This window comes from Arcanobacterium canis (assembly GCF_029625435.1).
Lineage (GTDB): Bacteria > Actinomycetota > Actinomycetes > Actinomycetales > Actinomycetaceae > Arcanobacterium > Arcanobacterium canis.
The window spans coordinates 1,330,726-1,342,989 of record NZ_CP121208.1; the positions used below are offsets into that span (position 1 = coordinate 1,330,726).

A 12,264-nucleotide genomic window follows, 5' to 3' on the forward strand; every position below is an offset into this window, starting at 1 on the left:
TGTCATGATCAAAACTCTGATTGAGATTCTTTAACGGCGACACTCACTGACAACGGAGCAACCTCAGCCACCGTGCCAGGCATACCTGCGACGTCGGCAGCTGAGTTTGCCACTAGCGTTGTCCATTTACCATCCAATTCTGTGGCCCACGGATACTCACTTGCATTGATGAAAACACGGGCTTCCTGTCCATTCGCGCGAACGGTATAGGAGATGCGCGAGTGATCCACGTGAGTAAAGTCGTAGACACGGTCGATGGTGTCGAAATCTCCTAGCCGTAGCCACGATTGTTGCGAGCGAAGTGCGAGCAGTGAACGCACAAGTGTGGGGAATTCAGGCCAGTGAGCTGCGCGATCATAATCGAACTCATTGACCGAGTCTGGTGAGGCATAAGAATTACGCAATCCGCCCTTTGTACGTCCGAACTCTTGGCCAGCATGAAGAAATGCGATCCCCTCCCCCAGTAATTGGATCGTGGTCGCTAACTCACAGCGACGGATAATGTCGTCCTGACTTGCCTGCGGAAAAGCACGAGAAATTTTATCGAAGAGCGTGTAGTCATCGTGTGACTCGTTGTAGATCACCGACTGTGTCGGCTCAGAAAACGGGTATGCCCGACGCGATCCGATGACGCCGTCGGCGACTGCCTCTACTCCGTCGCCACCGGAGGCGAACCCACGTGAGCCGTTGTCGAACGGTGATCCTTTCATTGCGTCACGGAATGAGTCGTTGAAGTGCGCGATTCGCGGCATCACATCCGCGTGGGAGTAATCAGCTGGTACAACGCCGTCAGGATGGTTCCCCATCACCCAACCTTCACCGATGATGATGATCGATGGATCGATATCGTCGAGGGCGCGACGCACAGCGTTCATCGTCTCAACATCGTGAATACCCATCAGGTCGAAGCGGAATCCATCCAAGCCAAACTCACTGGCCCAGTAGACCACCGCATCCACGATGAGCTTGCGCATCATCGGCTGTTCTGATGCCGTCTCGTTTCCGCAGGCTGTGGCGTCAGCAAAGGAACCATCGTCGTTGAGTCGGAAAAAATATCCCGGGACTGTCATCTCGAGCGGATTTGTTCCGGCGTCGTAGACGTGGTTAAAAACAACGTCCATCACGACGCGCAAGCCGGCATCATGGAGCGCATCAATCGCGGACTTGAGTTCGCGGATCCGTGCATACGGGTTGCACGGATCAGACGAATATGAGCCCTCAGGCACGAAATAATTCATCGGGTCGTAGCCCCAGTTGTATTGGGCGCCCCATGAAAGATCGCCCATTTCGTCCACCGAGCCGAAATCGTAGATTGGCAACAGCTGGATATGGCTCACTCCCAGACTCTTGAGGTAGTCAAGACCAGAGGGATTTCCCAATGCCGTGCGCGTTCCGGTTTCTGTCAGCCCAAGAAACTTTCCTTTGTGGCGAATACCGTTGTTGACGCCGATGGTCAGGTCACGCACGTGGGCCTCGTAAAACACCGCGTCCGCTGCGCGCATCGGAGCCAGTCGCTTGCATGGATGTCCTGCCGCAACTGGATCGATCACAACAGATGCCTTCGAGTTCGGCGTCGCCCCGCGCCCCCATGGATCACTCGTCACATTCGTGTGACCGCCGGGGAAAGAAAGACGATATCGGTACACCTCACCGGAGAGGTCGTCGTCAATCGACGTGAGCCACACGCCACGTTCACCGCGCTGCATGTCGATGAGGTCCGCTCCGTCACTGCCGAGCATTAGCTCCACGCGCTCAGCCGTGGGAGCCCAGAGTCGGAAAATTGTGGTGTGCTCAGTGTATTCAGCCCCCAGTGGGCCGTCATAAGCGAACTCGTCATTGAATTTGCTTGAGTGAAGCTCTTGCCAATTTGCGTGAGCGTTCGGATCTTTCAAAGGTGTTTGTTCCATCACGGCGATATTCTATCGGACGGAGACCTCTGATCCTACGTTTCCTTTCAGCTCTTACGCTGTTGATGTGTTGGGCGCGCCGGTGGCGGCGCGCCCAACACATCATTGACTTTTACAGCACTTTCGACAGGAATTCACGAGTTCTCTTATTTTGTGGATTCTCGATAACGTGTTCAGGGGCACCCAGCTCCACGATCTGGCCATCATCCATCAAGATCACTTGATCTGACACCTCGCGTGCGAACCCAATTTCATGGGTGACAACCACCATCGTCATTCCCTCTTTGGCGAGATCTTGCATCACCGCAAGAACCTCTCCCACGAGTTCCGGATCGAGGGCCGACGTCGGCTCATCGAACAGCATCAGATCGGGATGCATCGCGAGCGCACGCGCAATAGCAACGCGTTGTTGTTGCCCGCCTGAGAGCTCTGCCGGATAATGTTCAGCACGATCTGCAAGTCCCACTCGTGCCAATAGCGCTTGAGCTTCTGCCTTCGCTTTTTCCTTGGACATTTTGAGGACTTGGACCGGAGCTTCCATCACATTTTCAAGAGCAGTCATATGTGGGAAGAGATTGAAGCGCTGGAACACCATGCCGATTTTGGCACGCTGAGCAGCTGCTTCTTTCGAGGTGAGTTCGTAGAGCTTTCCGCTCTTCTCTTTGTATCCCATGAGGTGTCCGTCTACCTCGATGCGGCCAGCTTGGATCGTTTCGAGCAAGTTGATGCACCGCAGCATCGTTGACTTTCCACTGCCGGATGGACCGAGAATCGTGGTCACTGATCCCGCAGGAACATCGAAAGAAACTCCTTTGAGTACGTGGAGGTCCCCAAAGAATTTGTGGACGTTGTCCACGTGAACTGCATTCGTCATGTTTGTATTCTCTTCTCTTATCTTCAGGGGGTGTACTCGATGAAGGGGTCATCGTTGGTGGTTCGCGCCGCTGTAATCGCTGCTTGACGAGAAACTTTGGTGGCAGCATGAGCTTTGCGGCTAACTTTGAGACTATCTCGCGAAGCTCCACGTCCGAAGTAGCGTTCAAGGTAGTACTGGCCAATCATCAAAATCGATGTAATGACCAGATACCACGATGCCGCAACAAGCAAGAACGGAACAGGAAGGAATGAGGACGATCCCTTCGCTGAAGTAATTGCCGTCAGTTCAAGTGTCAGTGGGACGGCAGTGACCAATGACGTCGTCTTCAGCATCGAAATCGTCTCGTTCCCTGTCGGCGGGACAATCACACGCATTGCCTGCGGCAACACAACTCGACGAAGAACCTGCTTTGAGGACATGCCGAGCGCTTTCGCCGCTTCCTCTTGACCGGCGTCAACAGAGTTGAGACCAGAACGCACGATTTCAGCCAAATAGGCGCCTTCATTCACGCCCAAGCCGATGACAGCGTAGAAGAACATTGTGGCGTTCAGTCCGCCGAAGAGATTACCCGGGGTGATTGTGAAAAATTCGATGCTTGTGAACGGGATCCCGAAGGTCATTGTGGGCCACAGAGTTCCCATCAGCCCCCAGAAGATCAGCTGGGTATAGATCGGTGTGCCACGGAAAAACCAAATGTAGAAGGTTGCCACACTGCGCAGCACGGGATTTTCGCTTCGACGCATCACAGCCATCGAGACAGCCAAAATAACTCCGAGGATCATTGAGCCTGCCGTCAATGCAAGAGTGAATCCAACAGCGCGGAAAATGTCTGGTGCGAGCAAGTTTGCAGCAACGATGTCCCAGTGGAAATTCGGATTCACTACCACTTGGTAGACCAGACCGACGGCGATCAGTCCCACGATCACTGCCGAAATCCACCGGCCCCAGTGCCGCACTGGCACTGCTTCAATCAGTTTTGTTTCCATATCTCTACTCTAATTTCGTTTTGGCGACCGTATGTGCGATTGACGATTTGCGTGCTGAAAATGCACGAAGCCGCTCGCCGACGCCGGAGCGCCGGGAGCGACCGCGTGTCACTTACTTTGCTGGGTTGAGGGTTGCCGTGGTCTCAACGCCTTCCGTAATTCCCCAGTTATTGAAAATCTTCTTCACGTAGCCGTGATCCATCAGGTACTGCATCGCTTTCTGAACAGCTTCAGTGAGCTTTGGATCGTTCTTGGATACAGCAACACCCATTCCCGCCTTATCCATGAGGTCGCCGATGATTTCCGTCTTTCCGGACGTCAGCTTTCCAGCGTAATCGGCCACCGATCCGTCGGTGTACATCGCGTCAATCTGTCCACCTGCAAGAGCCAGGGTGACACGAGCTTGCTCATCTTGCTTCTGGATCGTAATCGGCTTTGCTGCGCACTTGTCCTTATTAAGGGCTTCGAGAGCCTCATCTTGAGCAGTGCCGGTCTGCACACCAACGACAGCTCCACACGGGTTAGCCGGATCGAAGTTCTTCGGGTTTCCCTTGGCCACAGAGTAGCGCGAACCATTCTGGAAATACTGAACCATGTTGACAACTTTCTGGCGTTCAGGGCTGATATTGAACGCTGAAAGACCGACCTCGTACTTCGTGCCAATCGCAGGAATAATCGCATCGAACTTCGAGGCTTGAGTTTCTGGTTTCAGGCCAAGCACCGTGGCGAGTGCCCTGGTGAGATCAATGTCGTAGCCCAGCTGCGTGGTTCCATCGGGCGCATAAAACTCGCCCGGTGCATAAGTGAGTTCTGCTCCGTTGGTGAGCTTGCCGTCTGCCTTCACGGCATCTGGCACAAGCGCTGCGAGCTCATCAACCTTTTTGAGATCTGAAAGGTCAGTGGGTTGAGCGGTTGTTGCGCCACTGTTTGACGACGCCGGTGCGCTCGATGCGCCCTCAGTCGCGTTTGCGCCACAAGCAGTCAGGGCGAGAGTAAGTGCAACTGCGGCGGTGCCGAAAATCTTCTTCATGAGGGGTCTCCGTTCTCGTAAGCTCTCTTCGGAAGAATATACACCTATAGGGATAGTTATACAACCTATTGAGTGGGCATTGTTATCTCACGACTCACAGACCCTCGGTGCAGCGACGTTCGCTGCACCTGACATCGGAGGGGAAAGCGGAATTTGAGGAAAAATCCAGGAACCGTTGACACAATAGGAAGAGACTTGAAAAGAAAGCAGGTAACCGTGACGCAACTTCTCGCCCTCCTTGCTCACCCGGCAGGGCACTCACTCTCCCCACGGATGCACAACCTCGCAGCACAGTTGACTGGTACAGATGTCCATTACATGGCGTTCGACGTCACAGATCTCGCCGCCGCAACAACAGGCCTTGTCGCGATGGGTGCGCGCGGATGGAATCTTTCGATGCCGCACAAACAGCGTGGGTTGGAACTAGCCGATGTTGCGTCGCAGGCTGCCACGATTATCGGTACAACCAATACGATCGTGAATCTCGGTGGCCGGCTGACGGCACACAATACGGACGGCATCGGCGCAATCCGCGCACTGGCCGCAAACGGCGTAACGGTTCGCGGCAATGACCTCGCCGTACTCGGTGCAGGAGGCGCGGCACGCGCCATCGCAATCCAGGCAGCTCTCAACGGCGCGCGGCTGGTTCACATCATCAACCGATCCGCTTGCGCTGCCCTCACACTCGCTCGAGACGTTGAAGCTGCTGGAGCCCGGGCAAATGTTCTTCCGCTCAGTTCGACGTGGGAAACGGAGATTACGGGTTCCATTGCTCTTGTTAATGCGACAAGCGTTGGGATGACTCCACAAACGGCACAAACCCCTGTCAGAGACATCGACAAGCTCCCTGCCGATCTTTTCATCATGGACACTATTTACGCTCCATCTCAGACACGGTTACTTCAAGATGCGCGAGAGAGAGGAATACGTGCCGAAAACGGCCTCCGGTTACTGGTGGAACAGGGAGCCGAAGCATTTTCCCTCTTCACAGGTGAACAAATGCCTACCGACGTCGTGTTGGAAAATTTACGTCGAACTCAGGATGACGCCAGCGATCACCTCGCTAGTGTACCGACGCGGATGCGCAGTTCCCGACATGCACGGCACACAGAAGCCTGATTACGCAAGAGAGCTATCATTCCACACATGAGTACGCATGATTTGCCAGTCGGAACGTCTCAACAGGCGAAAACCATTGTCCCGGTCATGTTCACTTCGCTGGCTGATATTGAGGGCGAAATTCTCGCGGCGACCGGCGCTGATGGGATTGAATGGCGGATGGATGCACTCAACGCCACTGATATGGAGGAATATCTGGAGGCCGGACGCGCTTTGCGTGATGCCACCACAGTTCCAATTCTGGCGACGTTTCGAACTGCAGCACAGGGAAGTCAAAAGGATATCGATCCCGACTACGCCGAGCTCCTGATAAGTATCGCGTCGAATGAAATTGCCGACGCCGTGGACGTTGAGATGTTTTGCGATTGTGAATGGACACCAAACTGGCTAGGGCCTGCCCCCGCCATCAAGCAACTCGTGACGACACTGAAGAAACTCAACTGCGAAATCGTTGGGTCATGGCACGACTTTTCCGGGGCTCCACACTCATCCGAAATCACTGGGCGTTTGGTCACCATGGCACAACACGGAGCTGACATTGCAAAAATTGCAGTGATGCCCCAATCTGATGCTGACCTTGAGGCGTTGAAAAACGGCGCACAAAGCGCCCATCAACGCGGAGTTAAGCGAATTATCGCTATCGGAATGGGGCCATTAGGAGTCGATAGTCGAATCTATCCCGAGCACTACGCAAGCTGTGCCACCTTTGCTGCTGGGGCATCAGCGTCGGCGCCGGGACAGATGACGATCACACAACTCCTCGATGCACGCCGCCACTAAGCCACGTGGGGTGGCAGGTAAAAGACCTGCCACCCCACGTTCATGCTGTGAGTATCACTCGCTGACGCCAAGTTCTTTCCACAGTTCCATGATTTCGGCCCCCGAGCCCATGCGGAACTTGCCACCCTCATTTTCATAGGATTCGCCGTTCTTGTTCAGGTAGTGCTTGACCATCGGGCAAATTGCTACAGCGGTCTTGCCTTCTTCATTCGCAATCTGGAGGCCCTGCTTAATCAAGAGCGTTCCCAAACCGCGGCCTTCAAATTCTTCACGCACGCCAGTATGCGGGAAAAGACGCTCGTCGCCGTTATCCCAGAATTCCAGTTCTCCGGCAGGCTGGCCGTCCACAAAGAGCAAAATATTGTGGCCGGCATCGTCGAACTTCATCTCCACCGGGTGACCGTTCTTATCAGTCAAGTTGTCAAACATCGATGTTCCTTTCTTTGGCTGATGGACATTTCATCGCTTTCATCCCCAAAACGCCGGAGAAACAATTTATATTCCACCGTCTCGATGATCGTGGGTTGAGCTAGTGAGCTCATGGCTCAGCCCAGTGCTTTTGCGCGCGATTATTTCACCGACCCGGCAGTGAGGCCGGAAACAATGTATTTCTGCAACGCAAAGAACACAACAACCACGGGTATTGCCGCAAGCACAGCACCTGCAGAGAACAATCCCCAATTTTGTGAGAACTTCTGCGAAACGAAGGCGTACAGGCCCACGGCAAGAGTTTGCTTCTCAGGAGAGACGAGCACGGTTGATGCCACCGCGTATTCGCTGACTGTTCCAATGAACGAGAGCAAACCAACAACAGCGAGAATCGGAGAGACCAACGGCAAAATGATGGTGAAGAATGTGCGAGTGTGCCCTGCACCGTCGATCTTGGCGGCCTCGTCGATCTCCTTGGGAACCGTATTAAAAAAGCCATACATAAGATATGTATTCGTCCCGAGCGCGCCACCCAGATACACCATGATCAAAGCGAGACGCGAGTTAATGCCAAGCAAGGGAGAAATCTCGCCCAGTGAGTCGAGCAAGAGGTAGATCGCCACGATCGAAAGCAGCTGCGGGAACATCTGCACGAGAATCAGTGACAGCAGCCCCGCACGTCGGCCATAAAAACGCAGCCGTGAAAAGGCATACGCTGCAAGAGCTCCGAGAAAGACAGACATACATGCCGTGGTCACACCGATCACGAGTGTGTTGAGATACCACGAAGCATACGGCTGTTGTGGAATCGAGAACAGCCCAGCGTAATTCGAAAACGTCACCGAGGAGAATAGAGAATTCGATGACAGAAGCGTACCGCTTCCATTCAGCGATGCAGAGAGAATATAGAGCACCGGGAATCCTGCAAAGACGCAGGCGAACACGCCGACGATGTGGCGCCACCCGACGTCGCGCAACCAGTACCCGAAGGAGTGCCGAGGTTGTGTAGGAACGACGCCGCTAGCGCGCTCAGTGTTTTTGACAGTCTGTTGAATCATCTCAGTTCAACTCCTCAAGCGACTTTGACATTTTGAAACCAATCGCAGATACCGCAGCAACGATAAAGAAGATCATGATGGCGAAGGCAGAAGCAAGCCCGTAGTCCCGATCCGCACCCACGAACGCAATCTTGTACACCATGGAAATGAGGATGTCAGTACTTCCGATATTCATCGTTCCATCGGTGTTGACCGGCCCTCCGCCAGTGAGCATGTAGATGAGATTGAAGTTATTGAAAGTCATGGCAAATGATGAGATCAATAGCGGCGCCACCGACACCAAGAGCAGTGGGAACTTAATCAATCGGAAAATCTGCCATGCAGAGGCACCATCAAGCTTTGCGGCTTCGGTGATTTCCTCAGGAATTGACTGCAGCGCTCCCATGCAGACGAGGAACATGTAGGGAAAGCCCAACCACAAGTTCACTGTCAAGACAGCGATTTTTGCCAGCGTTGGCGATTGAAGCCAGGCAATATCTGCACCGCCGAGCAAGACCTGGTTAATAAAGCCGAACTTCTGGTTCAACAATCCCGCCCACACGAGGGCTGAGAGAAAGCCAGGAAACGCATAGGGCAAGATGAGGATCGAGCGGTAAACCCTCCTCCCTCGCATACGTGGGTTGTTGAAAACAATCGCAAGAAAGAGCCCGAGGAAGAAGCTGGAGGCTACCGAAATCACGGAAAACTCGATTGTCCATGCCAACACCGAGAAAAATGGGCCGCGAATTTCCTGTGTCGTAAATGCGCGAACGAAGTTCGCAAACCCCACGTTCACTCGCCACCCAGGTGTCAGCTTCGCACCGTCGTCGGCAGTGAACATGCCGACGCCGGTGTCACGATAGACCTTGCCATCGCGCGTGTCGGTGATCGTGTCTGATTTTTCGTCGTAAGTCAGTTGCGACTGGAAAACATACGCGGTTTGCCCGTCAGACGTGCGTAGAACGCCGTCGTTGGGGTTCTCGCTGACAGGTACAGTGAGATTGGTGACCTGGTCTTGTTGAGTGAGCAGCTCATCGAAGTTGAGCACTCGGCACCCAGCAACATCGGGTCGCCCATTTTCACTCGGGCTAACCGCGACGACGTGGAGCGGTGTCGTTGCATCACCCTGGAGGAATTGTCCGTTGGGATCTTGTGCCAGCAGCCCAAGGGTCGAACCGCATTCAATCACGGCCACGGAATAGACGGCAGAGTTCTCTGTCTTGACTACCGAGGACTGGAGAAGCGAAGTGATGGCGTGCTCCTTCGTGACGTTATGCCCCGTGCCATAGTTCGTCACCGCAATATAAGCCGAATAGACAATGGCAAACATCTGAAAAATGAACAAAAACGCCAGTCCCGGAACCAGGTACTTTGCTGCAATGTGTTTTCTGCTCCAGTACACCCAGTTGACAATCGCTGTTCCTAAGCCGAGGAAACCCAGAATAATCCAACGATGAGTCGAGATCAGAAGGAAAGCCGAGTAGAGACTGAGAGCGTCAATGACTCCCAGAACAACAATCTTGACAACGAGCGTGGCCACGCCCACGCTCGCGCGATCCGCAATACGAGCCGCAATGCGACTCTTTTTTGTGTTGCGCTTTTCCATGAGTTATTTCCTCAACCTCTACCCGGCGGCTATTATTTCTTCAGTGTTGCGGCAATATCAGAGGCCATCTTCGACCACAGCTTCCCGGCATCCCCACGCTGATTGATAATCGACACTTCAGTGGGAGCCCATGACTGCCACACAGCGGCCATTTGGGTGATGTTAGGAAGTGGGACGCCGCCCTTTCCCGCGTCGATGAATCCCTTGACGACGGGATCGCTGGCGACTTTCTCCATCGTTACGGTGAGCGCCGGCGGGACGTTTCCTGCTTTGTAGAGTGCTTCTTGCACATCGGGAGTAGCGATGAAATTCGTCAAGAAATTAGTGGCGGCAAGCTTATTCTTTGTCTTGGCTGAGAGGTAGAAACCTTGAACTCCCACGAATGGCTTCGCTGGCTGTCCGCCGGCAGAGGGAAGAGGATCGACGGACATGTGAATGCCAGCCTTTTTGATTGCCTCAACATTCCACGGGCCGGTGATGAAGAACGGGGACGCCTTTGACGTGAACTTCGACAGAGCAATATCGCCAGTCATGGCCGTCAGAAGGTTTCCTTCTTTGGCTTCGGACGCCATCCACTGAGCAAATTTCTTACCGTTGTCATCGCCAATTGTCATCTTTGATGGGTCGTAGCTTCCGTCAGCCTTTTGAGCAAAGACGAAGGATCCGAAAGACGTCTGGGCGGGATAGAGGCTGTAGGGATCGCCATTTTCCGAAACTTGAAGAAGATAGGGATACTCAGTACCTGCCGCTTTTCCTGCAGCCTTCATGTCATCCCACGTCTTGGGAGCCTGCGGGGCGAGCTCTGTGTTGCGGATCAGTGCAAGGTTTTCCACCGAATACGGCACACCGTATGTCTGTCCGTTGTATGTGAAAGCGTCGATCGCCGCCTTGGCAAACTGATCTTTGACCTTTCCAAGTTCGATTGGTTGAATCACACCGTCCGTTGCAAGAAGTCCGGCCCAATCGTTCGGCCCAATCGACACGTCAGGGCCTTTGCCTGCTGGCACCTGTGTGATGAGGTCTTGGCGAAGCTGACCGAAGTCCTTTTGGACGAGCGTCACCTTCACTCCGCTCTTCTGCGTGAATTCCTTGGCCGCATCTTTGACGGCCTCAATGTGGGAGGCATCCGCCCACACCGTAATCTCAGTAGAACCACTGGCGGTATTTTTTGTCGTCTCTTTTTGTGCTCCGTTTGATGAGCACCCGGCAAAAACAGACGTCATGAGCGCCAGCACGGCAGCCGATGCGAAAAACTTCTTTCGTGTCAACACCTTCAGGTCACCTCTCAAGTTCATGCGACATCACTACTTTGTCAATGTCGCGATTGGCTTCAAGGTAACAGCACAAGCACTAGCAATTGAGCGGTTTCTTCCTCCCCGCGATGTATTTCAAGATGTTGCTGTGTTGTTTCAGAGAGCTGAATCGCCACCCGCTCAGAAGAAACGATCACAGATGCGCTGTGGTGGAACGGATCACGAGTTCAGGCGCAAACACTGATTCGCCTGTGGGATCAGCTTTTCCTTCGATTTTGTCTGCAAGAGTCCGAGCCACGGCGCTGCCGATCGCTAACATCGGCTGACGAACAGTGGTCAGTGCCGGCGCAGTGTGCATTAAGAAATTGGAATCACCGTATCCCGTCACCGAAACCTCACGTAGCACTTGATATCCGTGCTGTGCAAGAGAGTGGATAGCTCCGAGAGCGAGGCGATCGGACGCACACACAAGTGCGGTTGCGCCTTTTTGACGAAGCCTCAGCGCAGCAGCATATCCAAGCTGTTCTCCTGCATGGCTCACCTCGACAAATTCTGTACGGAAATCTCCAAGATCTTTCGTTGTCGCAGCACGATATCCAGCAAGAAAACGCTTGCTGGACGTACTCGGAATGGACGGCAACATCAGTCCGATACTTGTGTGCCCCAAGGAGATCAGGTGACGCACTGCGATCTCAGCCGCAACGCCGTCGTCGGAAGAAAATGCGGGAACCTTGCCGTGCGAGGCTGCATTGACGAAAACTGCAGGAATCTTGCGCTCGCTGAGGAAACTCGCAATTTCTTCGCCTCGTGATTCCCACGATTGGAACCCCTTGAGCACAATGACACCCGCGAAATCATGCTCGGAGATCACTCGGACGATGTCCAGTTCGCCGGAGAATACTGGATCTTGAACGCTTGTCATTGCCACATAACCGCGTTTGGACAGCTCGGTCTGAATCACTTGCGACAGCACGAGGTAAGCAGGTTCTTCCAGTGTTGGCACGACAAGTCCAACCACACCGTTACTCACGGAACGCATGGTTTGTGGGCGTTCGAATCCAAGTTCGTCAAGTGCATCGAGAACCGCCTGGCGCATCGATGGGCTAACTCCCGGGCGTTCGTTCAGGACTCGCGAGACCGTCGCTTTACTCACCGCTGCCTTAAGCGCAATTTTGTCGAGCTTGGAAACCATATTTTCATTGTGCAACACGATGAAACATGTTGGCAAGAATCTGAAACG

Annotated in this window: 11 protein-coding genes; 2 read left to right on the top strand and 9 right to left on the bottom strand. The window is 53.8% G+C overall.

The genetic code is table 11. The features are described 5' to 3' along the window. Positions 1 to 8: 8 nt before the first annotated feature. The 4 genes from pulA to P7079_RS06040 all read right to left on the bottom strand — a co-directional run bounded on the left by pulA (position 9) and on the right by P7079_RS06040 (position 4,800). On the bottom strand, positions 9 to 1,907 hold the full coding sequence (gene pulA / locus P7079_RS06025) for a type I pullulanase (protein WP_278013620.1): 1,899 nt from the start codon (positions 1,905 to 1,907) through the stop codon (positions 9 to 11). A gap of 112 nt (positions 1,908 to 2,019) precedes the next feature. Next, complete coding sequence (locus P7079_RS06030) at positions 2,020 to 2,781, bottom strand: amino acid ABC transporter ATP-binding protein (RefSeq protein WP_278012379.1); 762 nt, start codon at positions 2,779 to 2,781, stop codon at positions 2,020 to 2,022. Between the two features lie 23 nt (positions 2,782 to 2,804). Beyond that, complete coding sequence (locus tag P7079_RS06035) at positions 2,805 to 3,770, bottom strand: amino acid ABC transporter permease (protein ID WP_278012380.1); 966 nt, start codon at positions 3,768 to 3,770, stop codon at positions 2,805 to 2,807. A gap of 112 nt (positions 3,771 to 3,882) precedes the next feature. Next, positions 3,883 to 4,800 carry an ABC transporter substrate-binding protein gene (locus P7079_RS06040; RefSeq protein ID WP_278012381.1) on the bottom strand — a complete coding sequence of 306 codons (918 nt, stop codon included), beginning with the start codon at positions 4,798 to 4,800 and terminating at the stop codon, positions 3,883 to 3,885. Positions 4,801 to 4,995: 195 nt separating this feature from the next. Here P7079_RS06040 and P7079_RS06045 point away from each other — a divergent pair, with 195 nt between their 5' ends. Both P7079_RS06045 and aroD read left to right on the top strand, forming a co-directional pair. After that, a complete protein-coding gene (locus tag P7079_RS06045; protein WP_278012382.1) occupies positions 4,996 to 5,919 on the top strand; it encodes a shikimate dehydrogenase family protein in 924 nt (307 codons plus the stop codon). A 27-nt stretch (positions 5,920 to 5,946) separates the two neighbouring features. Beyond that, the gene (gene aroD, locus P7079_RS06050) at positions 5,947 to 6,699 is read left to right on the top strand and encodes a type I 3-dehydroquinate dehydratase (protein ID WP_278012383.1); all 753 of its coding nucleotides are present in this window, start codon (positions 5,947 to 5,949) and stop codon (positions 6,697 to 6,699) included. Between the two features lie 54 nt (positions 6,700 to 6,753). Here the strand turns inward: aroD and P7079_RS06055 are convergent, their stop codons facing one another. The 5 genes from P7079_RS06055 to P7079_RS06075 form a co-directional block, all read right to left on the bottom strand. Further along, positions 6,754 to 7,128, bottom strand: a complete 375-nt coding sequence (locus tag P7079_RS06055) for a GNAT family N-acetyltransferase (protein ID WP_278012384.1) — start codon at positions 7,126 to 7,128, stop codon at positions 6,754 to 6,756. Positions 7,129 to 7,268: 140 nt separating this feature from the next. After that, entirely contained in the window at positions 7,269 to 8,186 is a 918-nt protein-coding gene (locus tag P7079_RS06060) for a sugar ABC transporter permease (protein ID WP_278012385.1), read from the bottom strand. 1 nt (position 8,187) lies between these two features. After that, the gene (locus P7079_RS06065) at positions 8,188 to 9,771 is read right to left on the bottom strand and encodes an ABC transporter permease subunit (protein WP_278012386.1); all 1,584 of its coding nucleotides are present in this window, start codon (positions 9,769 to 9,771) and stop codon (positions 8,188 to 8,190) included. 32 nt (positions 9,772 to 9,803) lie between these two features. Next, positions 9,804 to 11,066 (bottom strand): sugar ABC transporter substrate-binding protein, encoded by a 1,263-nt coding sequence (locus P7079_RS06070; protein WP_278012387.1) that lies wholly within the window; start codon positions 11,064 to 11,066, stop codon positions 9,804 to 9,806. 151 nt (positions 11,067 to 11,217) lie between these two features. Then, positions 11,218 to 12,216, bottom strand: a complete 999-nt coding sequence (locus P7079_RS06075) for a LacI family DNA-binding transcriptional regulator (protein ID WP_278012388.1) — start codon at positions 12,214 to 12,216, stop codon at positions 11,218 to 11,220. Positions 12,217 to 12,264: the final 48 nt, after the last annotated feature.

Coding starts and splice junctions, on each gene's coding strand:
- pulA (WP_278013620.1), bottom strand. CDS start 1,907: ATGGAACAAACACCTTTGAAAGATCCGAACGCTCACGCAAATTGGCAA.
- P7079_RS06030 (WP_278012379.1), bottom strand. CDS start 2,781: ATGACGAATGCAGTTCACGTGGACAACGTCCACAAATTCTTTGGGGAC.
- P7079_RS06035 (WP_278012380.1), bottom strand. CDS start 3,770: ATGGAAACAAAACTGATTGAAGCAGTGCCAGTGCGGCACTGGGGCCGG.
- P7079_RS06040 (WP_278012381.1), bottom strand. CDS start 4,800: ATGAAGAAGATTTTCGGCACCGCCGCAGTTGCACTTACTCTCGCCCTG.
- aroD (WP_278012383.1), top strand. CDS start 5,947: ATGAGTACGCATGATTTGCCAGTCGGAACGTCTCAACAGGCGAAAACC.
- P7079_RS06055 (WP_278012384.1), bottom strand. CDS start 7,128: ATGTTTGACAACTTGACTGATAAGAACGGTCACCCGGTGGAGATGAAG.
- P7079_RS06060 (WP_278012385.1), bottom strand. CDS start 8,186: ATGATTCAACAGACTGTCAAAAACACTGAGCGCGCTAGCGGCGTCGTT.
- P7079_RS06065 (WP_278012386.1), bottom strand. CDS start 9,771: ATGGAAAAGCGCAACACAAAAAAGAGTCGCATTGCGGCTCGTATTGCG.
- P7079_RS06070 (WP_278012387.1), bottom strand. CDS start 11,066: ATGAACTTGAGAGGTGACCTGAAGGTGTTGACACGAAAGAAGTTTTTC.
- P7079_RS06075 (WP_278012388.1), bottom strand. CDS start 12,216: ATGGTTTCCAAGCTCGACAAAATTGCGCTTAAGGCAGCGGTGAGTAAA.